Raw genomic sequence first — 21,046 nt, 5'->3', positions numbered from 1 at the left:
GAACGATCTGTTCACTTCTAAACGGGCACCTAGAAAAAAGGTCCCCCACCCCCCGGCGCCCGCCCTCGGAAGTCGACGGCGCGCGGACTACCAAGACGACAGACGATGTTCGCGCGGCAGCGTGGTCGTTAACCGAACACCCCAACCACCGCACCCCTCAACGACCAACCAGCACCGCCCCCGCGAGACGCCCGACGATCGGCCACATCCGAGACGGGCGACATGCCGGGGCAGGCCGGCGAAGCCGGTGCGCGCCACGCACGCCCCCAGCGGCCAGCCGACCCCCGAACAAGCCGCAGTCCCCGCGCCCGTAGGGCACGGTCGCCAGAGCTGACTCCCGTTCGGCAACGAACCCCACCTCCCGGAAGCCGCGCCCCCCTCCCAGCCAGCCTCCTGCCGGCATTCGTTACGCCCGCACCCGGCCGATCGTGCGCCATCTAGGCCCGGCGTCGTAGCCCGCGCCAGAACCTTCCACCCCCGTGGGCGCGTCTCGTCGAGGGACGGCGACCAGTCGGGCTGCCCCGCACCGGCCACCGGCCCGCACCAACCACCCGCACCACCCCCACCCCGCTCCAAGAGAAACGCCCTAGTCCACCGAGAAGCGCAAGATGTCACTGAGGAACGGGACCTCAAGCCACGGCCGGGGCTCGGCCATCAGCGTCAGCAGCGCCACCGCCGTGCCGAGCACCGCGTAGGTGACGACATCGGTGAAGCGGGAGCGCACCGCCAGCATCCCGACCGCCGGCAGCCAGGCCCGCAGCACCGCGCCGGTCAGCAGCGCGCAACCCACGATCAGCAGCCCGATCCGGAAGTCGGCGAGCGTCACCACCAGACCGACCAGGGTGGTGGCCAGCACCAGCAGCAGCGGCCACTGCCGGATGGGCGCCGGCGCGTCACCACCCGCCGTGCGCCCCCCGCCCTCGGGGCGCGCCGTGCCCTTGGTGCGGTACTTCTCCGGCACCCGCCAACGCCTGCGCCAGGCAACGCCACTCACGGCCGCTCGCCCCCTCGTCCGGTTCCGGTTTCCGATCAGCCCTGGGCGGCCGCGCGTTCGGCGGCCTCGACCACGTTGCTCAGCAGCAGGGCCCGGGTCATGGGGCCCACACCGCGCGGGTTGGGCGAGAGCCAGCCGGCGACCTCGGCCACGCCCGGGTGCACATCGCCGACGATCTTGCCCGTCTCGTCGCGGCTGACGCCGACGTCGAGCACGGCGGCGCCCGGCTTGACGTGCTCCGGCTTGACCAGGTGCGGAACGCCGGCCGCCGCCACGATGATGTCGGCCGCCCGCAGATGCGCGGCCAGGCCCCTGGTCCCGGTGTGGCACTGGGTCACCGTGGCGTTCTCCGAGCGGCGGCTCAGCAGCAGCGGCAGCGAACGGCCCACCGTCACGCCCCGGCCGACGACCACCACCTCGGCGCCGTCGATCGGCACCTCGAAGCGGCGCAGCAGCCGGATCACGCCGTTGGGCGTGCAGGGCAGCGGTGCCGGCTCGCCCAGCACCAGCCGCCCGAGGTTGGTCGGGTGCAGCCCGTCCGCGTCCTTGTCCGGGTCGATCAGCTCCAGGACCCGGTTGGCGTCGATGCCGCGCGGCAGCGGCAGCTGCACGATGTAGCCGGTGCAGGCCGGGTCCTCGTTCAGCTCGGTGACCACGTCCTCGATCTGCTGCTGGCTCGCGGTGGCCGGCAGCTCCCGCTGGATGGAGGCGATCCCGACGGCGGCGCAGTCCCGGTGCTTGCCCGCGACATACTTCTGGCTGCCCACGTCGTCGCCGACCAACAGCGTTCCCAGGCCCGGGAGATGGCCGCTGCCCTTGAGGGCGGCGATGCGGGTGCGCAGGTCGGACTTGATCTCGGCCGCGGTGGCCTGGCCGTCGAGTGTCTGGGCAGTCATGGCCCCATCCTCCCCGATGAGCCCCCCTGCCCACCAATCCGGGCACCGGCTCCCCACCCGGCGCGGCGTCCACCGGATCGGGGGGAAGCTGCTGGAATACGGGGCATGAACGAACGCTACTCCCTCTTCAGCAGCCCGGCCGGCGGCGTGATGACCCGCGAAGTCGGGGCGATCACCGGCGAGTTGGAGCTGCACAGCGCCATCGACGAGGACGGTGCGCTCAGCCTGCGCATCCGCTACGCCGGCGCCGACGAGTGGTACACGGTGGAGGGCGGCCCCTACCGGCTGTACGACGCGCGCGACCACGAGGTGCTGCACGAGATCCTGGTCGCGATGCTGCACCGCCCGCCGGCCTGAGGCCGCCGCGAGGGCGGGGCGCCGGCCGCCGAAGCGGACGGCGCCCCCTCGCGCTCCGCGCGAGGAACCTCAGCGCGAGGAACCTCAGTGGAAGAAGTGCCGCGTCCCCGTCAGGTACATGGTGACGCCGGCCTTGTTCGCCGCCTCGATCACCTGCTCGTCGCGGACCGAACCCCCGGGCTGCGCCACGGCCTTCACGCCCGCCTCGGCGAGCACCTCGAACCCGTCCGGGAACGGGAAGAACGCGTCCGAGGCCGCGAACGAGCCCGCCGCGCGCTCGGCGCCCGCCCGGGCGACCGCCAGCCGCGCCGAGTCGACCCGGTTGACCTGCCCCATCCCGACGCCGACCGTCGCCAGCCCCTTGGCCAGCAGGATCGCGTTGGACTTCACCGCACGCGAGGCCCGCCAGGCGAAGGCCAGTTCGGCCAGCTCCGCCTCGTCCAGCGCCTCGCCGGCGACCAGCCGCCAGCGCGCCGGGTCGTCGCCCTCGGCCTGGAGCCGGTCGCTGACCTGCACCAGCGCGCCGCCGTCCACCGGCCGGAACTCGGTGACGGCGGTGGGCGGTTCGGGGCAGCGCAGCACCCGGATGTTCTTCTTCCTGGTCAACGCCTCCAGGGCGCCTTCCTCGTACGCCGGCGCCACCACGACCTCGGTGAAGATCTCCGCGATCTGCCCGGCCAGCTCCGCGCTCACCGGCCGGTTGACGGCGATCACGCCGCCGTAGGCGGAGAGCGGGTCGCAGGCGTGCGCCCTGCGGTGCGCCTCGGCGACGTCCGAACCCACCGCGATCCCGCACGGGTTGCTGTGTTTGATGATCGCCACACACGGCTCGGCGTGGTCGTAGGCGGCGCGCCGCGCCGACTCGGTGTCCACGTAGTTGTTGTAGGACATCTCCTTGCCGTGCAGCTGCTCGGCGGAGGCCAGCCCGGTGCCGCTGCCGTCGGTGTAGAGCGCGGCGGACTGGTGCGGGTTCTCCCCGTACCGCAGCACCCGGCCCAGGCCGAAGACCGGGCTGAGGCTCTGCGGGAAGGTCTCCTCGGCGCCGTCCTGCGCCGCGAAGTACCCGGCGACCTGGGCGTCGTAGCGCGCCGTGTGCCGGAACGCCTCCGCCGCCAACTCCCGCCGCCGCGCCGCCGTGAAGCCGCCATCGGCGACGGCGGCCAGCAGCTCGTCGTAGCCCGCCGGGTCGGTGACCACGGCCACCGTCGCGTGGTTCTTCGCCGAGCTGCGCACCATCGCGGGCCCGCCGATGTCGATCTGCTCCACGCAGTCCTCGAAGCCGGCGCCCGAGGCGACGGTCTGCTCGAACGGGTAGAGGTTGCTCACCAGCAGGTCGAACGGCTCGACCGACAGCTCCTCCAGCTGCGCCCGGTGCGCGGCCACCCGCTGGTCGGCCAGCAGCCCGGCGTGCACCTTGGGGTGCAGGGTCTTGACCCGGCCGTCCAGGCACTCGGGGAAGCCGGTCAGCTCCTCGACCGGGGTGACCGGCACCCCGGCGGCGGCGATCCGCCGGGCCGAGTTGCCGGTGGAGACGAGGGCCACGCCGGCGTCGTGCAGCGCGCTCGCCAACTCCTCAAGGCCGGTCTTGTCGTAGACGCTGATCAGCGCGCGCCGGATCGGGCGGCGCCCATCGGGGTCGCCGTGCGGGTTCTCGTCCTGCCGGAACCGCTTCGCCGCCTTGGCCGCCAACCGCGCGGTGGCGGTGGGCAGTTCGGCCCGTTCCTGGTCGTGCTGGTGGTCGTCGCGCTGCTCGTTCCGGTGCGCGGACTGCTGCGCGGTCTTCTGCTGGTCGGCGGTCACGGGATGTACACCTTTCGTCCCTCTACGCGGTAGCCGTCCCGGGCCAGTCGGCCCACGGCGTCGACGAGCAGGCCGCGTTCCACTTCCTTGATCCGCCGGTGCAGGGTGTCCTCGTCGTCATCGTCCCTGACCTCGACGGCTCGTTGCGCGATGATCGGGCCGCTGTCCACCTCCGCCTCGGCGAAGTGGACGGTGCAGCCGGTCACCTTGACGCCGTGCGCCAGCGCGTCGCGCACCCCGTGCGCGCCGGGGAAGCTGGGCAGCAGCGCCGGATGCGTGTTGATGAACCTGCCGGCGAAGGCGGCCATGAACGACGCCCCCACGATCTTCATGAAGCCGGCCGAGACCACCAGGTCCGGCCGGTGCGCGGCCACCGAGTCGGTGAGCGCGCGGTCCCAGTCGGGGCGGCTGGGATAGTCCCGCAGCCGGTGGACGAACGTCGGCACCCCGGCCCGTTCCGCCCGCCGCAGCCCCTCGATCCCGCCCCGGTCGGCGCCCACGGCGACCACCTCGGCGCCGAACCCGGAGGCCGGGTCGGCGGCGGCGTCCAACAGCGCCTGGAGGTTGCTGCCGGAGCCCGAGACCAGAACGACCAGGCGGGCCGGGGGCCTTGACCCGGCGCCCGGCTGGGCTGCTCCTTCGGGGGAGTCGACGGCATCGGGGGCGGCGGGGGCAGAGGCCACGACGAGGTCTTTCCTTGAGTCTTCTCCTCCCGGGTCTTCCTCCCGGAGGGCACCGGCCAACGGAAAAGGCCGGCCCTCCGCAACGATACCGGCACGGCTGGGTCCCCCCGTGCCCTGGTCCGGCGCCGGGCAGGTACGGTCGGAAGCCACCGGCACCGCGAGAATCCCGGCGCGCGGGCCCGACAGAAAGATGCGACCACACAGATGACGGACCGACCCCGCGCATCAGGCCAGCAGGAGCGGCCCGGCGAGGAGGACAACCCCTTCGCCCCGCCGCCCGAGGGGCAGCCCGAACAGCCGTGGCGGCCGCGCCACCCCGAGGGCGGCTCGGGGAACGGACGCGAAGCGGGGAACGGACGGGGCTCGGGCGACGGGCTCGGCGACGACTCCGACCAGCGGCCGCGCTGGGGCGGGCAGTGGGGCCGGCGCCAGCCGGGGCGCGGCGGCGGGCCGTTCGGCGGTCCCGGCGGGGACCGGCAGGGCGAGGACGGCGGCAACGGCCGCCGCTGGGACCCGGAGGACCCGGTGCAACGGCACGCGCGGTACGCGGTGTTGGCCGGCATGTGGGGCGTCTTCGCCGGGCTGCTCTCCTGGGAGTGGCTGGGCCTGCTGCTGGGCGCGCTCGCCCTGTACTGGGGGATCAGCGCCCTGCGCGGCGGCCCCCGCGACGCGGAGGGCCGGCCCCCTGCGCCCACGCCCGACGGCCGCCGCCCGCAGCGCGGCTCGGCGATCGCCGGCGTCGTCCTGGCCAGCCTGTCGCTGCTGATCGTGGCGGTGAGCTACTCGGCCCAGCTGGTCTACAAGGAGTACTTCGACTGCGTCTCCGACTCCCTGACGGCGCCGTCCAAGGCCGCCTGTGAGGAGCACCTGCCGAGTCAACTCCGTTCTATCTTCGGCGAACAGGACTGAGCCTCGGCCTCCCGCCGGCGGAACCGGCCGGGCGCGGGGACGCGTCACCAGCCGGGAGCGGCGGGAACGGCGCGGGGACGGGGGACGTCGGGGGATGGCGAGGAACGGGCGGCGGCGCGCGCCGTGGGCGGCGGTGGGCGGCGCGGCGCTGCTGGCGCTGGGCGGCACGGCCTGGCTGGTGTGGGCGGGCGCCGCGGACGACGGGCCGCGCGAGAGCTGGCGGGCCGCCGAAGCGGACACCGGCGGCGACGGCGCGTCGGACCTGGCGCTGTGGGTGCACGACGGGGTGGTGGCCCGGGTCGGGCCCACCGGCGTCGGCGCGATCGTCGGCCATGACGCGGCGGACGGCGCCGCCCGCTGGCGGTTGCCCGCGCCCGAGGGGACCGAGGGCCCCTGCGCGGCCAGCGAACGCGTCAACGCCGAGGGCGTCGGGGTCGTCCTCTACCACTCGCCGGACGCCGGGGGCTGCACGGTGCTGGCCGCGATCGACGCCGGCGACGGGGCGTTGCTGTGGTCGCACGACTTCGGCGCGCTCGACCCGGCCCTGACGTCCCCGCCGGGCGAGTCCGCCACGGTGGCCGTCGGCGCGACCACGGTCACCGTCAAGCTCTCGCCGGCGAACATCCCCGAGGGCTTCTTCCGCCTCGACCTCGCCAGCGGGCAGCTGCTGCCGGCGCCGGGCGACGTGCCGGGGCAGGGGTGCGCGACGGGCTGGGTTCCGGTGACCGTCGACCACGCCGACGCGCGCCTGGTGACGCTGGCCCGCTGCGCGGACGCGGCGGAGGCGGGGGCCGAGCCGCGCCTCGCGATGGGCGTGCACGACGCGGAGACCGGCGAGCCACTGTGGGGCAGGGCCCTGGAGAACCTGGCCGTGATTCCCGCCGACGTGGTGGCCGGGCCCGCCGGCGGCCCGCTGGTCGTCGCCCAGGGCGAGGCGCTGGTGGCGTACTCGGAGGCCGGGCAGGAGCTGTGGCGGCTGGCCGCCGACGGGCGCGGGCTGGTCGAACGGGCGGTGACGGACGGGGTGTTGGTCGTCGAGTCGCTTCCCACGGACGACGTAGGGGACGAAGGGGCGGACGAGTCGGCGGGCGTCACGTTCGAGGGCTATGCGCTGGACGACGGGGAACGGCTGTGGCGCGGCACGTTCCCCGAGGGCACCGCGTTCCTGGGCGCCGACCCCGCGACCGGCCGGGCGCTGCTGGGGAGTTACGCCTACGCCCAGGGCGAGGGCGGGCAGTTGACGCTCAGCTGGCTGGGGCTGGCGGACGGCGCCACGGAGGGGGCCGGGACCGTGCCGTTCCCGCTGGAGCGGGGCACGGTCGAGGCGCTGGCCGCGTTCGACGCCGAACGGTTCTATCTCGGCGGCGGGTTGGCGAGCGAGGCGCGGCTCCGGGCGTTCGCCCGGTAGCGCGCGGGGCGTGGGGCGCGCAACGGGCTACTCGTCCATGCGGGAGACCAGCTCGCCCGACTTCTTCCTCAGCGCCGACCAGCGGGCCAGCCGCGCGTCGGTGGTGTGCCACTCGGGGACCGGCGCCCGGCGGCGGCGCCGCAGGCGGGCCGGGACCCAGGAGCGGCGCGGCCGAGGCGCCGCCGGCACCGGCCGCGCCGGCGGCGCCTCGGCCGGCCGGCCCCGGCCGAGCGCCGTGGCGAGCAGCAGCCTCGGCTGGTGCAGCCGCCACAGCCGCAGCGCCAGCGCCGTCGGCAGCGCCACCAGCGCCCAGCCGGCGGCGGCCAGGCCGGTGAGCCAGCCGTGCGGGCCGAACGCGGCGAGTTCACCTTCGCCCAGCGCGCCGCCGGCGAACGTGCCGAGCCAGCCGAGCGCCAGCCCGGTGCCGCCGGCGGCCAGCAGCGCGGTGAACGTCGTTCCCCACCAGCCGAAGGCGGCGTCCCGCTGGCCCGGGACCGGGACGGCGGCCCGGGCGACCAGCCCGGCGATCACCGCGACCCCGGCCAGCGGCACCCCGGCGGCGCACCACAGCAGCGGGCCGTCAGGCGTGCCGTGCGGCAGGCCGGCCAGCAGCGGGAACGGGGGCGGCGTCGGCTCGCCGCTGACCGCCAGCGGCGTCAACAGGCTGCCGCCGCCCAGCGTGAAGCCGGGCCCCAGGCCGTAGGCGGCGCCCCAGACGGCGGCGTTGGGCGCCAGCGCGCAGCCGAGCAGCAGCACCGCGAGCCGCCCCGACCAGTCGCCGCTGAGCGTGACCAGCGTGCTCTGCGCCGCGGGCGCGTGGAGCAGCAGCGCCCCGGCGGCCAGCAGCGCGCCGACCCCGCAGCAGGCGGCGGCGCCGCCGAGCGCGGCCCGGCCGGCGGCGGCCAGCCGCTCCGGGGTGAACGGCCTGACCCAGCGGGCCTGGGCCCAGGCGCGGGCCAGCCGCCCTGGCGGCACCCCGCTGATCACCCAGGCCGAGGGGACGGTCACCAGCAGCGCGAAGAGCGGCAGTTGGAGCGCGGTGGACAGCGGCTCGGGCGAGATGTCGGCCGGGGCGGCGAAGAGCGCGGCGGCGGCGCCGACCAGGAGGTAGCCGCCGCAGATCCACAGCGCGGCGGGGAACGCCTCGTGGGGCGCGGCGGCGGCCCGCGCGTGCTCGGGGGCGGGGTCCGCCTCGGGGAGCAGGGTGACGCGGACCGCGCGGTGGAGCAGCCAGCCCGGGAGCGCCACCAGCAGCAGCGGGGTGAGGGCGACGGGGGCGGTGGCGCCGTAGAGGGTGTCGGCGCGCACGAGTTCGCAGCCGTGGGCGAGGAGCCACAGGTCGGCGGCGATCCGCAGCGCGCCGGTCGGGCCCTGGTCGGGGTAGGGCGAGATCACCCAGAACAGCAGGACGAGCACGGCGAGGCCGCCGAGCCCGAGCCCGGCCGCGAGCATTCCTTCGAAGAACCATCGGCCCTGGCTGCGGCCGACGGGAGCGATCCGCCGCAGGGCCGGCTGAGTGAGGTGGGGCACCCGGCCATGCTCCCAACAACACCCGAAGTGTCACGGTAATGGGTTTTCGCCGCAGTGTCGGCCACGATTCCCCTATGTCCAGTTTTAAGGATTATCTGCCCCGCCATCGGGGCAGCCATCGCGCCCACCGGAAACGCCCCCGAGCCCGAATCCGAAGCCGCGTCCGAACCCCCGCCCACCGCACCCCGCCGCCGACCACCGAGGCCGGCACCGAGACCGTTGCGCCGGAGCCCGAACGCACCGAGGGACCCGAACCCGTAGAGGGACCCGAACCCGTCGAGGAGCCGGCGCGCGTCGAGGAGCCCGAACCCGTCGACGCCCGCGCCGCGTTCCTCACCCTCTACGAGGAGCAGGCCGACGCGCTGCTGCGGCAGGCCGTGGTGCTCGGCGGCGACCATGCGGTCGCCCGCCGCGCCGTGGCCCGCGCGTTCCGGCTGGCCTGGGAGTCCTGGCCCGAGGTCGCCGCCCACGAGGACCCGGCCGGCTGGGTGCGGGCGGTCTGTCACGAACACGCGCTCGCGCCCTGGCAGGGCTACCTGCCCCGCCGCTGGCGGGAGCCGGCCGAGCCGGCCGGCGAGGACGGGCCGCTGCTGGCCGCGCTGTGGGCGCTGCCGCCGGCGTACCGGCGGGCGCTGCTGCTCGCCGACGGGCTCGGCCTCGGCCAGGCGGCGGTGGCGGCCGAGTGCGAGGCCAGCACGGCGGCCACGGTCGGCCGGCTGGTGAACGCCAGGGCCGCGCTGGCCGAGCGGCTGCCACAGCTGGCCGACCGCCGGGAGGCGCTGTGCCGGGCGCTGCGGGCGCAGCGCGTGGTGCCGCCGCCGGCCGCCGAGGCGCTGCGGGCCAGCGAACGCACCACCCGCCGGATCGTGCGCGGCTCGGCCGCGCTCTTCGCCGGCACCGCCCTCGCGCTGGCCGGCGCCGGCGCGCTCGCCGGCCTCGGGTAGCCGGCCGTTCCCGAAGAACCCGGGAACGCCGAGGGGCGCCCTGGTCGGCCTGGGCCGAGGGGCGCCCCAACGGTGCGGTGGAACGGGCCGGTTGAACCCGGCCGGCGTCCGGACCTTCAGGCGGCCAGCGCCTCGCGGGCCAGCCGGGCGGTCTCGGACGGGGTCTTGCCGACCCGGACGCCGGCGGCCTCCAGGGCCTCCTGCTTCGCCTGGGCGGTGCCGGAGGAGCCGGAGACGATGGCGCCCGCGTGACCCATGGTCTTGCCCTCGGGCGCGGTGAACCCGGCCACATAGCCGACGACCGGCTTGGTGACGTTGGCCTTGATGAAGTCGGCGGCCCGCTCCTCGGCGTCGCCGCCGATCTCGCCGATCATCACGATCAGGTCGGTCTCCGGGTCGGCCTCGAACGCGGCCAGCGCGTCGATGTGGGTGGTGCCGATGATCGGGTCGCCGCCGATGCCGACGCAGGAGCTGAAGCCGATGTCCCGCAGCTCGTACATCATCTGGTAGGTCAGCGTGCCGGACTTGGAGACCAGCCCGATGCGGCCCGGCTTGGTGATGTCGGCGGGGATGATGCCCGCGTTGGACTGGCCGGGGGTGATCAGGCCCGGGCAGTTGGGACCGATGATGCGGGTCTTGTTGCCCTTCTTGCCCGCGTAGGACCAGAAGGCGGCGGTGTCGTGCACCGCGATGCCCTCGGTGATGACCACGGCCAGCGGGATCTCGGCGTCGATCGCCTCGATCACGGCGGACTTGGTGAACTTCTCGGGTACGAAGATCACCGTGACGTCGGCGCCGGTCGCGTCGATCGCCTCCCGGACGCCGCCGAAGACCGGGATCTCGGTGCCGTCGAAGTCCACGCTGGTGCCGGCCTTGCGCGGGTTGACGCCGCCGACGATGTTGGTGCCGGCGGCCAGCATCCGCCGGGTGTGCTTCTGGCCCTCGGAGCCGGTCATCCCCTGGACGATGACCTTGCTCTCCTTGGTGAGGAAGATAGCCATGGTGTGAGTCTCGCTGTCCTCGTCTGTTCTCGTCTGTCTCGTTGTCTCGTCACGGACCCCGTGGGAACGGTTACTTGGCGGCCAGCTCGGCGGCCCGGTCGGCCGCGCCGTCCATGGTGTCGACCTGCTCGACCAGCGGGTGGTTGGCGTCGGTGAGGATCTTCCGACCCAGCTCCGCGTTGTTGCCGTCGAGCCGCACCACCAGGGGCTTGCTGACCTCCTCGCCCTTGGTCCGCAGCAGCTCCAGGGCCTGCACGATGCCGTTGGCGACGGCGTCACAGGCGGTGATGCCGCCGAAGACGTTCACGAAGACGGACTTCACGTCCGGGTCGCCGAGGATGATCTCCAGGCCGTTGGCCATCACCTCGGCGGAGGCGCCGCCGCCGATGTCCAGGAAGTTGGCCGGCTTGGCCCCGCCGTGCTTCTCGCCCGCGTAGGCGACCACGTCCAGGGTGCTCATGACCAGGCCGGCGCCGTTGCCGATGATGCCGACGTTGCCGTCGTCCAGCTTCACGTAGTTGAGGCCGCGCTCCTTGGCGGCCGCCTCCAGCGGGTTGGCGGCGGCGCGGTCCTCCAGCGCGGCGTGGTCGGGCTGGCGGAACTCGGCGTTGGCGTCCAGGGACACCTTGCCGTCCAGCGCGATGATCTGGCCGTCGCCGGTCTTCACCAGCGGGTTGACCTCGACGAGGAGGGCGTCCTCCTTGATGAAGACCTGCCACAGCTGGCGCAGCACGTCGGCCACCTGCTCGGCGACCTCGGCGGGGAACTTCGCGGCGGCGACGATCTCCCGCGCCTTCTCCTCGCTCACCCCGTCCACGGCGTCCACCGGGATGCGGGCCAGCGCCTCCGGCTTGGTGGCGGCCACCTCCTCGATGTCCATGCCGCCCTCGACCGAGGCCATGGCCAGGAAGGTGCGGTTGGTGCGGTCCAGGAGGAAGGAGACGTAGTACTCCTCAGCGATGTCCGCCGTCTGGGCCAGCATCACGCGGTGCACGGTGTGGCCCTTGATGTCCATGCCGAGGATGGCCCCGGCCTTCTCCACGGCGTCCGCCGGGTCGGAGGCGAGCTTGACGCCGCCGGCCTTCCCTCGACCACCGGTCTTCACCTGCGCCTTGACGACCGCGCGACCGCCAAGCCGCTCGGTCACCTCACGCGCCGCCTCCGGCGTGTCGATGACTTCGCCGGCCAGCACCGGCACGCCATGCTTGGCGAAGAGATCCCTCGCCTGGTATTCGAACAGGTCCACGCTCGCGTCCGTCCTCAGTCAGTGAATCTCGCGGTTCGTTCTCGACGTGGGCGTGCCGCGTGGCCGCGGTGCGAGGCGCTGAAGCGAGGCGAAACCGCGCACGCGGCATGTCCGGAGTCGAGCGTATCGGTGGCCATGCGGGGCTTTGGGGTCGCGGGTCACCCGCGCGTGGTGAGACCTGTCACAAATCGGCCCGGAATCGGCGTGCCGGCGCGCGAAGCGGCGCACGGGCCGCTCCGGGCGCCGGCGCGCCACCGGCCCGCGCGGTCGCGGATCAGCCGGCGCGCACATGGCCGCGCACCCACTCCACGACCTCACCCGTGGGTGCGCCCGGGGTGAAGATCTCCGCCACACCCTGCTCCTTGAGCGGCGGGATGTCGGCCTCCGGGATGATGCCGCCGCCGAACACCGTGATGTCGGCGGCGTCCTGCTCCCGCAGCAGCTCCAACACCCGCGCGAAGAGGGTGTTGTGGGCCCCGGAGAGGATGGACAGGCCGATGGCGTCGGCATCCTCCTGGATGGCGGTGGCCACGATCTGCTCAGGCGTCTGGTGCAGCCCGGTGTAGATGACCTCCATCCCCGCGTCCCGCAGCGCCCTGGCGATCAGCTTGATCCCCCGGTCGTGCCCGTCGAGTCCCGGCTTGGCCACCACGACCCTGATCGGTCCCGCATCACCCATCGACTGCCTCCCAAGGAACGCGCCGCCGCAACGACGCGAACGGACGTTAACCACAGCATCGCGCACCCACCCGCCGCCCGTCAGCCGCCGGTGACCACCGCCCGGAATTCGAACTCGACTCGAACACAAAGTGCGGTCTCGATGGCCGCGCCACCGAAAGGCGACCTATTGCCCGTTTCCTCATGTCTGGAAACCCAAGAACAACCGGCCGAAGATTGTGGGGCTCGCGTACCCCCGGGTACAGTCACCGTCCAGCAGCCGCCGGGTCCCCACCCCAGCTCCTGTTGTCGAGCCGAAAGGCATGGTCGGTGAGCGATCGTCTGTTGTCGGGAGAACCCGACCAGTTGGACTACTCCGGCCTCGGCTCCTTCCCTCCCACCGCCTTCGGCGAGACCCCGCTCGGCAGCCCGACCGACGCCTACGCCGGACACTACGCGACGGCCCAGGGAACGGGCGCGATGGCCGGGTACCCGACACCCGCCGACGGCTACGGGTACGGATACGGCAACGACCAGGGGTACGTTCAGGGATACGGGCACGACCAGGGGTACGGCGCGACGCCGGACGCCGGTTGGGGCGCCACCGCGTTCGCGGGCCAGGACGACCACCAGGACCCGTCGACGTACCAGCAGCACCAGTACCACCAGCAGCACCAGGGATACGACCAGGGGTACGGGGAGTACGCCGGCTATTCCGAGCACCAAGGGGAGTACGGGACCTATCAGCAGTACGCGGCACCGCACGCCGACCAGCACAGCGAGCAACACGTCGGCTACTACGTGGACCAACCGGCCGACCAACTCGTCGACCAACTCGCGGCGTCACACGCCCCGTTCGGCTACCAGAACCAGCACGGCGGCTGGGCCGCCGGGCCCGAGCAGCCGTGGGCGGAGACCGGCGGAGTGGAACACCAGGCCACGCCCGACGAGGCCGCCGAACCGGCCGCCGAACGACCGGCCGATGACCCGCTGAACCCGCCGTCGCACGAGGCCGACGCCGAGGAGCCGGGCCCCGCGCCCGCCGACGACCTCGCCGACCTCGACTCAGACCTCGAACTCGACCCCGACCCCGACCCCGACCCCGTCGAGGCGTTCGTTCCCGCGCCGCGCCCGGTCGTCGTCGGCAAACCGGTCGGCCGTGGTCGGCGGCGCTCGCAACGGCCGCGCCGCTCCGCGCTGTTGAGCGTGGCCGCGCCCTCCCTCGCGGTGCTCGGCGTCACGGCGGCGGCCACCGCGGCCACCGTCTCCGGCTCGTCCGACACCGGCGAGCCGCCGCCCGTCGCGGCGCCCGACCCGGCCGAGGTCGAGGAGATCGCCGCCAACGAGCAGTTCGACACCCAGTTGCAGGGGCTGTCGGCCGCCGTGGACGACTACGCCGACCGCGCCAGCCGCACCCAGGGCCGGATGGACCTGGAGGCGCAGATCGAGGCCGAGGAGCAGGCCGCCGAGGAGGAGGCCGCCCGGCAGGAGGCCCTGCGGCCCAAGTTCTTCGTCCCCGTGGAACAGCACGGCCTCAGCGCCTACTTCGGGCAGGCCGGCGTCAACTGGATGTCCACCCACACCGGGATCGACTTCCCCGTCAGCTACGGCACCCCGGTGATGGCCGCCACCGACGGCGAGATCCGCACCCAGTGGAACCCCAGCTACGGCAACATGGTCATCCTCACCGCCGCCGACGGCACCGAGACCTGGTACGCGCACCTGGACAGCACGGTGTTCCAGTCGGGTTGGGTGCAGGCCGGCACCGTGATCGCCTACTCCGGCAACTCGGGCACCTCCACCGGGCCCCATCTGCACTTCGAGGTCAGGCCCTACGGCGGCTCCGCGATCGACCCGCTGGCCTGGCTGCGCGGCAAGGGCCTGGAACCCACCTGATCCCGCCCGACCCAGCACAACGACCGAGCGCGCCGGCCCCGTTGGGGACCGGCGCGCTCGATGTCGTTCTGGTGCTCGTCGCGGCGGTGTGGCCCGCGACGCGCGAACTGCCAGGTGGGCTCAGGAAGAGCGCTTGCTCACCGAGGAGCAGACCGCGAGCGCACCGACCGGCGCCAGCAGGAGCATCAGGTAGTTGATGGCCTCCATGCCGTCGGACCAGGCGTCCCAGACGTCGCCGAAGTCGCTGAAGAAGACCTCAAGCGTGCCCTTGGACTCCAGGCCGAACTCGGCGGCCATCTCGTTGCCGTAGACATACTCGCTGAGCACCATCGCGGTGCCCCACAGCTCGCCGAAGACGGCCGCCACCAGGGCGAGCGCGGCGGCGACGCCCCACACCACGTAGTTCTTCTTGGCGAGGAACGCGGGGCCGACGGCGACGCCGGCGCCCACGAGGAGCGAGAGCCAGGTGACCTGGCTGAACTCCATCTTCTCCTCGTCGAACATGCCGTTGTAGATCAGGCCGTAGACGAAGCCGACGACCAGCATCGCGCCGACGGCGGCGAGGATGGCGATCGCCGGGTTGCCCGTCGCGCCGGACGACGGCGGGGGCGGGGGGAAGCCGCCGCCGGGGCCGCCGTAGGGGCCCGGCTGGTGCGGGGGCTGCTGTTGCTGCGGGTAGCCGTGGCCCTGCTGGGGCGGCTGCGGCTGCTGCGGGTAGCCGTAGCCCGGCTGCGGAGGCTGCTGGCCGTAGGGGTTGGGCGGCTGCTGGGGCTGCTGGCCGTACTGCGGCTGATAGCCACCGGGCTGCTGAGGCGGCTGCTGACCGCCGTACCCACCCTCCGGCTGTTGCTGCCAGGGCTGGCTCATGTGGTTCCCCCTGGGGAAGTGAAAGGGATACGTACTCCGGGGACAGGAAGGAAGTGGAGTACGAAAGTGCCTGAAGCATCTCATCGCTCCCCCAGCCCGACCACAACCCCTTTCCCCGCTCTGTGACACGACGGCGACACTCGGGCCGGCCCGCCCAGCAGGTCAGGGCCGACGTCGCGGCGACGTCAGAGCTTCTCCACGGGGGCGTAGCGGAGCAGCAGCCGCTTGGGCTTCTCGCCGCCGAAGTCGATGGTGGCCTCCGCCCGGTCGCCCTCGCCCTGCACGGCGACGACCCGGCCCATGCCGAAGGTGTCGTGCGTCACCCGGTCCCCCGGCGCGAGCGAGACGACCGGCTTGCCGGAGGAGCGGCCGGTGGCGAACCCGCCGGTGGCGCCGCCGCGTCGGGCCGCCACGGGGGCCGGCGGCTCCGGCGTCCTGGCGACCGGGCCGGTGCGCCGCCACTCGACGTGCTCCTCGGGGATCTCCTCCAGGAACCGGGACGGCGGGTTGTGTTGGGGCTGGCCCCAGGCGCTGCGCAGCACCGAGCGCGTGACATAGAGCCGCTGCCTGGCCCGGGTGATCCCGACATAGGCCAGCCGGCGCTCCTCCTCCAACTCCTTGGTCCTGCCCAGCGACCGCATGTGCGGGAAGACCCCGTCCTCCATGCCGGTGAGGAAGACGACGGGGAACTCCAGGCCCTTGGCGGTGTGCAGGGTCATCAGCGTGATCACGCCGCCCTCGTCCGCCTCGTCGGGGATCTCGTCGGAGTCGGCGACCAGCGCCACCCGCTCCAGGAAGTCGGCCAGCGTGCCGGGCGACTCCTCCTCGGCCCGGGCGCGCTCCTGCTCGAACTCCAGGGCCACGGCGGCGAGTTCCTGGAGGTTCTCCACCCGGGTCTCGTCCTGCGGGTCGGTCGACGCCTGCAACTCGGCGAGATAGCCGGTGCGTTCCAGCACGGCCTCCAGCACGGTGGCCGGCCCGGCGCCGGACTCGACGACGGTGCGCAGCTCCTCCAGCAGCACGTTGAACCGGCGGACGGCGTTGGCCGAGCGGGCCGCCATGCCGTACGCCTCGTCGACCCGGCGCAGCGCCTGGGCGAACGAGATCCGCTCGCGCAGCGCCAGGGCCTCGATCATCGCCTCGGCCCGGTCGCCAATGCCGCGCTTGGGGACGTTGAGGATGCGGCGCAGCGGAACGGTGTCCTCGGGGTTGGCCAGCACCCGCAGGTACGCCAGCACATCCCGGACCTCGCGCCGCTCGTAGAAGCGGACGCCGCCGACCACCTTGTACGGCAGGCCGACCCGGATGAAGACCTCCTCGAAGATCCGGGACTGGGCGTTGGTGCGGTAGAAGATGGCGACCTCGCCGGGCCTGGCGTCGCCCGCGTCGGTCAGCCGGTCGATCTCGTCGGCGACGAACTGGGCCTCGTCGTGCTCGGTGTCCGCGACATAGCCGACGATGCGGGCGCCGCCGCCCGCGTTGGTCCACAGGCTCTTCGGGCGGCGGTCCTCGTTGCGGGCGATCACCGCGTTGGCGGCGGAGAGGATCGTCTGGGTGGAGCGGTAGTTCTGCTCCAGCAGCAGCGTCGCGGCCTGCGGGAAGTCCTGCTCGAACCGGAGGATGTTGCGGATGGTGGCGCCACGGAACGCGTAGATCGACTGGTCGGCGTCGCCCACCACGCACAGCTCGGCCGGCTCCAGCGGCCCGCCCGGCTCGCCGACCAGCTCCCTGATCAGCGTGTACTGGGCGATGTTGGTGTCCTGGTACTCGTCGACCAGGATGTGCCGGAAGCGGCGGCGGTAGTGCTCGGCGACGTCGGGGAACGCCTGGAGCAGGTGGACCGTGGTCATGATGATGTCGTCGAAGTCCAGCGCGTTGGCCTCGCGCAGCCGCGCCTGGTACATCGAGTACGCCTCGGAGAGCGTCTTCTCGAAAGATCCCCCAGACTCCGTCTGGGAGGTGCCCCCACCCGCCTGGGCGGCGAAGTCCTCCGGGTCGATCAGCTCGTTCTTCAGGTTGGAGACCTTGGCGCTGAAGGACTTGGGCGGGAAGCGCTTGGGGTCCAGCTCCAGGTCCCGGCAGACGAGGGCCATCAGGCGCTTGGCGTCGGCCGCGTCGTAGATGGAGAAGCTGGAGGTGAAGCCGAGTTGGCGGCTCTCCCGGCGGAGGATGCGGACGCAGGCGCTGTGGAAGGTCATCACCCACATCGCGTTGGCGCGCGGGCCGACCAACTCGGTGACCCGCTCGCGCATCTCGCCCGCGGCCTTGTTGGTGAAGGTGATCGCGAGGATCTGGCCCGGGTGCGCGTTGCGGGCGGACAGCAGGTGCGCGATGCGGTGGGTCAGCACCCGGGTCTTGCCCGAGCCGGCGCCGGCCACGATCAGCAGCGGCCCGCCGCTGTGCGTGACGGCGGCGCGCTGCTGCTCGTTGAGCCCGTCCAGCAGCACGGCCGGGTCGCTGATCGGCTTGCGCGCGCCGTTGCGGTAGTAGGCGTCCTCGTCGGCGGCCCGTGGCTCGGCGAAGGTGCCGGCGAAGAGGTCGTCGGGAACGTCCTCCTGGCCGGCGCCGCCGGGTGTGTCCTCGGGCTCGGGGGGTGGCGGCTCCTCGTCCGGGGTGGGGTCGAGGTCCGCCAGGGCTTGGTCGTCGAAGAGGCCGCTCATCGCCCACCGAGTCTAGAGCCCCCCTCTGACAGCGCGGGCCCGACCGGGATAACCCCGGTGGTCCCGGGGCGACCCCGCCGCGCGCCGGAGGGGTTCACCCGGAGTTGCCCCCGAGATCCCGGCTCGGGCCGGGACGGAGCCGTTCGCCCTGGCTATGTTGGTGGAACGGGTCGGCGCCGCCGGTCCGCAGCCCGGCGGGGCGTCGTGGAACGGCCCCCGCCCGCGGCGTTGTCGAGCACCGTGTACGAGAGGGACCGCCCGCCATGACGTCCGAAAGCCAGCCCGACCCGGCCACCTCGTCGGAGCCCGCGCCGCTGCGGAAGGCCGCGCCGGCCGGTGCGCCCGCCGACCCGAGGGCCGGGCTGCGCGCCTCGCACGCCGACCGCGAGGCGGTGGCCGAGCGGCTGCGGGAGGCGGCCGGCGAGGGGCGCCTCGACATGGAGGAGCTGGAGGAGCGGCTGGAGTTGGCGCTCACCGCCAGGACCTATGGCGAACTGATCCCGCTGACGGCCGACCTGCCCGGCCCGCACCAGCAGCGCCCCGTTCCGCTGGGCCCGCCGCCGAGCCGCCAGGACGAGCGACCGCTGCTCCTCAAGGGCGGGCTGCACGGCGCCGAGCGGGTGGGGCGCTGGCAGGTGCCGTCGAAGATCATCGCCAAGGGCGGGATGGGCGGGGTCAAGGTGGACTTCACCAGGACCGAACTGCCGCTGGGCGAGGTCGAGGTGGAGGTGCACGGCGAGATGGCGGGCGTCACCGTCGTCGTCCCCGAGGGCTGGCGGGTGGACACCAGCGGCGTGGACCCGTCGATCGGCGGGCTGCGCGACCGCACCTCGGGGGAGGCGCCGGAGAGCGCCCCGACGGTGTGGGTGACCGGCAGCTGCGGGATGGGCGGCGCGACCGTGCGCCACCCCAACCGCTGGGAGCGGCGCAAGCTGCGCGACAACCCGGCCTGAGCCGCGCCGGCCGGCTCAGGGGCGGTTGGCGCTGCGGTAGACGTTGACCACGGTGCCGGCGGGGTTGGGCCTGGTGGAGACCAGCTCGAAGGGGGCGTGCCGGCCGTTCTCGGGGAAGATCGACTTGCCGCCGCCCAGCAGCACCGGCATCACCAGCAGGCGGAGTTCGTCGACCAGGCCCGCGTCCAGCAGGGCGCGCACCACCGTCGAGCTGCCCTGCACCACGATGTCGCCCTCGCCGGCGCCGCGCGCCGCCTCGATCTTCGGGACGAGCTGGTCGCGGGGTATCCGGGTGGTGTTCGCCCAGGTGCGGTCGGGGTCGATGACGGAGTCGCTGACCACGTACTTGGGCAGGGAGGTGAGGCGGTCGGCGAACGGGTCGCCGGCCCGCTGCTGCCAGGCGGTGGCCATCACGGACCAGGTGCGGCGGCCGAAGAGGAGCACCTTCGCGCCCGAGACCGCCTCGTCGAAGGCGCCGCCCACCACCGCGTCGTCGAAGTAGGGGCCAGCCCAACCGCCGTGCGCGAAGCCACCGTCGGTGTCCTCATCGGGACCGCCGGGGGCCTGCACCACGCCGTCGAGGCTGACGAAGGAGAGGGCGACAACACGCATGGTTCTGGCTCCATGTTCGTTCGGTTCGTTCGGTTCGTTCGGTTCGTTCGGTTCGTTGGGTCCGCCGCGGTTCGCGCTCGGCCCGTCGGGTGAGTGGACCACGGTCGGTCGCCGAACTCATCGCCCCCGACCGGTCCCGATCGAAGTGACGCCGGTCACCGAACAGTTGACCGGTCGATCTCGATCACGAGGCAAAGATCACAAATTGGTTTCGGTCATATCGCACACCAGCCTTCCCAAAGGCCCCGCCAAGTGACTACCGTGCAGCGCCAGGTGGCTCGCTCCCCTGACGCCGCACCCGGCGGCACGGGCCGCCTCCGTTCGTAGGGCGTCCCCGTCGCCGCGCGGCCCAGCCGCCGTGGCAGCCCGCGTTCGGCCAGGGATTGGAGACACCGGCCTTGGGCACTCACCGCAAGCCGCGCGGCGGCCTTCTGGAGTCCCCGTCCGCGCGTCGAGGCGCCATGAGCGTGGGCGCAGCGGCCCTCGCCTCGGCGACCCTGCTCAGCCACCCGGCGTTCGCCGACGACGACGATCCCCCGGCGATCGAGGAGCAGCGGGACCGCGCCGACTCCGCCGCCGAGCGGGCCCGCGAGGTCCGCGAACAGGTCGACCACCTCTACCACGAGGCCGGCGTGGCCACCCAGCGCTACAACGCGGCGCAGGAGGACGTGGACGTCCAACAGGCCCAGGTGGACGAGGCGTTGAACGCGGCGGCCGCCGCCACCGAGCAGGTGAACGAGGCCCGGCAGACGCTGGGCGCGATGGCCGCCGCGCAGTACCGCGCCGGCACCGGCGGGCTGCCCGACGCGGCGGCGCTGCTGCTGGCCGACGACCCCAAGAGCTTCTTCGACACCGGGTACACCCTCAACCGGCTGACCGGCCTCCAGCAGCACGCCCTCGACACCTTCACCGAGCGCGAGCAGGCGGCCGACGAGGAACAGGACGCGGCCACCGAGGCGTTGGCCGAGCTGGAGGAGCGGGAGACCGAGCTTCAGGACCAGCGGCAGGCGGTCCAGGACCGGCTCGCCGAGGCCAGGGCCCTGCTCGACCAGCTCGACGAGGAGGAGCAGGCCGAGCTGGCCGAGCTGGAGCGGCTGGAAGAGGAGGAGGCCGCCCGCGCCGCCGAGGAGGCCCGCCAGGAGCGGGAGCGGCGCGAGCAGGAGGAGCGGGAGCGCGCCGCCGCCGAGGAGGCGGCACGGGCCGCCGAGGAGGCCGAGCAGGAGCAACAGCCCGAGGCCCCGCCGGAGTCGGGCGACTACGCCACGCTGGCCGACACGGCGATCGCCTTCGCCGAGGGCGAGTTGGGCAAGCCCTATGTCTGGGGCGCCACCGGGCCGAACTCCTACGACTGCTCCGGGCTGACCCAGGCCGCCTGGCGCGCGGCCGGCGTGGAGATACCCAGGGTCACCTGGGACCAGGTGAACATCGGCACCACCATCCCGCGTGACCAGATCCAGCCCGGCGACCTGATCTTCTTCTACGACGACATCAGCCACGTCGGCCTCTATGTCGGCGACGGCCAGATGATCCACGCGCCCAAGCCGGGCGATGTCATCAAGTACGAGTCGATCGACAACATGCCCTGGCACAGCGCCGTCCGCCCGGCCTGAGCCCGCGCCGGCTCCCGCTCGAC

18 protein-coding genes are annotated in these 21,046 nt (G+C 73.5%); 7 read left to right on the top strand and 11 right to left on the bottom strand.

Annotation, left to right across the window (positions count from 1 at the left end; translation table 11 throughout):
* Positions 1–586: 586 nt before the first annotated feature.
* Together FH609_RS13015 and FH609_RS13010 are read right to left on the bottom strand one after the other, a co-directional pair.
* Positions 587–994 (bottom strand): DUF3017 domain-containing protein, encoded by a 408-nt coding sequence (locus FH609_RS13015; protein WP_226961602.1) that lies wholly within the window; start codon positions 992–994, stop codon positions 587–589.
* 35 nt (positions 995–1,029) lie between these two features.
* Complete coding sequence (locus FH609_RS13010; protein WP_139667046.1) at positions 1,030–1,890, bottom strand: bifunctional methylenetetrahydrofolate dehydrogenase/methenyltetrahydrofolate cyclohydrolase; 861 nt, start codon at positions 1,888–1,890, stop codon at positions 1,030–1,032.
* 105 nt (positions 1,891–1,995) lie between these two features.
* Between FH609_RS13010 and FH609_RS13005 the strand changes: the two genes are divergently transcribed.
* On the top strand, positions 1,996–2,247 hold the full coding sequence (locus FH609_RS13005; protein ID WP_139667047.1) for a hypothetical protein: 252 nt from the start codon (positions 1,996–1,998) through the stop codon (positions 2,245–2,247).
* An 84-nt stretch (positions 2,248–2,331) separates the two neighbouring features.
* On the opposite strand, the gene purH is transcribed toward FH609_RS13005, so the two are convergent.
* A complete protein-coding gene (gene purH, locus FH609_RS13000; protein ID WP_226961618.1) occupies positions 2,332–3,864 on the bottom strand; it encodes a bifunctional phosphoribosylaminoimidazolecarboxamide formyltransferase/IMP cyclohydrolase in 1,533 nt (510 codons plus the stop codon).
* A 179-nt stretch (positions 3,865–4,043) separates the two neighbouring features.
* Positions 4,044–4,643, bottom strand: coding sequence for a phosphoribosylglycinamide formyltransferase (gene purN, locus FH609_RS12995; RefSeq protein ID WP_226961617.1), 600 nt, complete (start codon positions 4,641–4,643; stop codon positions 4,044–4,046).
* A 291-nt stretch (positions 4,644–4,934) separates the two neighbouring features.
* Here purN and FH609_RS12990 point away from each other — a divergent pair, with 291 nt between their 5' ends.
* The gene (locus tag FH609_RS12990; RefSeq protein WP_139667049.1) at positions 4,935–5,639 is read left to right on the top strand and encodes a hypothetical protein; all 705 of its coding nucleotides are present in this window, start codon (positions 4,935–4,937) and stop codon (positions 5,637–5,639) included.
* Positions 5,640–5,733: 94 nt separating this feature from the next.
* Positions 5,734–7,047 carry a PQQ-binding-like beta-propeller repeat protein gene (locus FH609_RS12985; protein WP_139667050.1) on the top strand — a complete coding sequence of 438 codons (1,314 nt, stop codon included), beginning with the start codon at positions 5,734–5,736 and terminating at the stop codon, positions 7,045–7,047.
* A gap of 27 nt (positions 7,048–7,074) precedes the next feature.
* Here the strand turns inward: FH609_RS12985 and FH609_RS12980 are convergent, their stop codons facing one another.
* Positions 7,075–8,577, bottom strand: a complete 1,503-nt coding sequence (locus tag FH609_RS12980; protein ID WP_139667051.1) for a DUF6350 family protein — start codon at positions 8,575–8,577, stop codon at positions 7,075–7,077.
* Positions 8,578–8,651: 74 nt separating this feature from the next.
* Between FH609_RS12980 and FH609_RS12975 the strand changes: the two genes are divergently transcribed.
* On the top strand, positions 8,652–9,521 hold the full coding sequence (locus FH609_RS12975; protein WP_139667052.1) for an RNA polymerase subunit sigma-24: 870 nt from the start codon (positions 8,652–8,654) through the stop codon (positions 9,519–9,521).
* Between the two features lie 116 nt (positions 9,522–9,637).
* On the opposite strand, the gene sucD is transcribed toward FH609_RS12975, so the two are convergent.
* The 3 genes from sucD to FH609_RS12960 all read right to left on the bottom strand — a co-directional run bounded on the left by sucD (position 9,638) and on the right by FH609_RS12960 (position 12,447).
* Positions 9,638–10,522 carry a succinate--CoA ligase subunit alpha gene (gene sucD, locus FH609_RS12970; RefSeq protein ID WP_139667053.1) on the bottom strand — a complete coding sequence of 295 codons (885 nt, stop codon included), beginning with the start codon at positions 10,520–10,522 and terminating at the stop codon, positions 9,638–9,640.
* A 70-nt stretch (positions 10,523–10,592) separates the two neighbouring features.
* On the bottom strand, positions 10,593–11,768 hold the full coding sequence (sucC, locus tag FH609_RS12965; protein WP_139667054.1) for an ADP-forming succinate--CoA ligase subunit beta: 1,176 nt from the start codon (positions 11,766–11,768) through the stop codon (positions 10,593–10,595).
* A 274-nt stretch (positions 11,769–12,042) separates the two neighbouring features.
* The gene (locus tag FH609_RS12960; protein WP_139667055.1) at positions 12,043–12,447 is read right to left on the bottom strand and encodes a cobalamin B12-binding domain-containing protein; all 405 of its coding nucleotides are present in this window, start codon (positions 12,445–12,447) and stop codon (positions 12,043–12,045) included.
* 308 nt (positions 12,448–12,755) lie between these two features.
* Here FH609_RS12960 and FH609_RS12955 point away from each other — a divergent pair, with 308 nt between their 5' ends.
* Positions 12,756–14,321: a M23 family metallopeptidase gene (locus tag FH609_RS12955; RefSeq protein WP_226961601.1), complete on the top strand. Its 1,566-nt coding sequence runs from the start codon at positions 12,756–12,758 to the stop codon at positions 14,319–14,321.
* Positions 14,322–14,441: 120 nt separating this feature from the next.
* Here FH609_RS12955 and FH609_RS31065 read toward each other — a convergent pair whose 3' ends face one another.
* Together FH609_RS31065 and pcrA are read right to left on the bottom strand one after the other, a co-directional pair.
* Positions 14,442–15,188 (bottom strand): hypothetical protein, encoded by a 747-nt coding sequence (locus FH609_RS31065; RefSeq protein WP_193317864.1) that lies wholly within the window; start codon positions 15,186–15,188, stop codon positions 14,442–14,444.
* 185 nt (positions 15,189–15,373) lie between these two features.
* A complete protein-coding gene (gene pcrA, locus FH609_RS12945) occupies positions 15,374–17,848 on the bottom strand; it encodes a DNA helicase PcrA (RefSeq protein WP_139667056.1) in 2,475 nt (824 codons plus the stop codon).
* 263 nt (positions 17,849–18,111) lie between these two features.
* On the opposite strand from pcrA, the gene FH609_RS12940 reads away from it, so the two are divergent.
* Positions 18,112–18,801 carry a DUF1707 domain-containing protein gene (locus FH609_RS12940; RefSeq protein WP_139667057.1) on the top strand — a complete coding sequence of 230 codons (690 nt, stop codon included), beginning with the start codon at positions 18,112–18,114 and terminating at the stop codon, positions 18,799–18,801.
* A gap of 15 nt (positions 18,802–18,816) precedes the next feature.
* On the opposite strand, the gene FH609_RS12935 is transcribed toward FH609_RS12940, so the two are convergent.
* Positions 18,817–19,413 (bottom strand): dihydrofolate reductase family protein, encoded by a 597-nt coding sequence (locus FH609_RS12935; RefSeq protein WP_139667058.1) that lies wholly within the window; start codon positions 19,411–19,413, stop codon positions 18,817–18,819.
* Between the two features lie 461 nt (positions 19,414–19,874).
* Between FH609_RS12935 and FH609_RS12930 the strand changes: the two genes are divergently transcribed.
* Positions 19,875–21,023 carry a C40 family peptidase gene (locus FH609_RS12930; protein ID WP_319789590.1) on the top strand — a complete coding sequence of 383 codons (1,149 nt, stop codon included), beginning with the start codon at positions 19,875–19,877 and terminating at the stop codon, positions 21,021–21,023.
* The last annotated feature ends 23 nt before the right edge of the window (positions 21,024–21,046 follow it).

The sequence above is a fragment of the Streptomyces sp. 3MP-14 genome, from assembly GCF_006334905.2.
GTDB lineage: Bacteria > Actinomycetota > Actinomycetes > Streptomycetales > Streptomycetaceae > Streptomyces > Streptomyces triticirhizae.
The sequence above is the reverse complement of the archived record's forward strand: the minus strand, read 5'-3'. Positions and strand labels throughout refer to the sequence as shown.

Bases quoted from the DNA above. Each gene is read 5' to 3' on its own strand.
- FH609_RS13010 (WP_139667046.1), bottom strand. From the start codon at position 1,890: ATGACTGCCCAGACACTCGACGGCCAGGCCACCGCGGCCGAGATCAAG.
- FH609_RS13005 (WP_139667047.1), top strand. From the start codon at position 1,996: ATGAACGAACGCTACTCCCTCTTCAGCAGCCCGGCCGGCGGCGTGATG.
- FH609_RS12990 (WP_139667049.1), top strand. From the start codon at position 4,935: ATGACGGACCGACCCCGCGCATCAGGCCAGCAGGAGCGGCCCGGCGAG.
- FH609_RS12985 (WP_139667050.1), top strand. From the start codon at position 5,734: ATGGCGAGGAACGGGCGGCGGCGCGCGCCGTGGGCGGCGGTGGGCGGC.
- FH609_RS12975 (WP_139667052.1), top strand. From the start codon at position 8,652: ATGTCCAGTTTTAAGGATTATCTGCCCCGCCATCGGGGCAGCCATCGC.
- sucD (WP_139667053.1), bottom strand. From the start codon at position 10,522: ATGGCTATCTTCCTCACCAAGGAGAGCAAGGTCATCGTCCAGGGGATG.
- FH609_RS12960 (WP_139667055.1), bottom strand. From the start codon at position 12,447: ATGGGTGATGCGGGACCGATCAGGGTCGTGGTGGCCAAGCCGGGACTC.
- FH609_RS31065 (WP_193317864.1), bottom strand. From the start codon at position 15,188: ATGAGCCAGCCCTGGCAGCAACAGCCGGAGGGTGGGTACGGCGGTCAG.
- pcrA (WP_139667056.1), bottom strand. From the start codon at position 17,848: ATGAGCGGCCTCTTCGACGACCAAGCCCTGGCGGACCTCGACCCCACC.
- FH609_RS12940 (WP_139667057.1), top strand. From the start codon at position 18,112: ATGACGTCCGAAAGCCAGCCCGACCCGGCCACCTCGTCGGAGCCCGCG.
- FH609_RS12935 (WP_139667058.1), bottom strand. From the start codon at position 19,413: ATGCGTGTTGTCGCCCTCTCCTTCGTCAGCCTCGACGGCGTGGTGCAG.
- FH609_RS12930 (WP_319789590.1), top strand. From the start codon at position 19,875: ATGAGCGTGGGCGCAGCGGCCCTCGCCTCGGCGACCCTGCTCAGCCAC.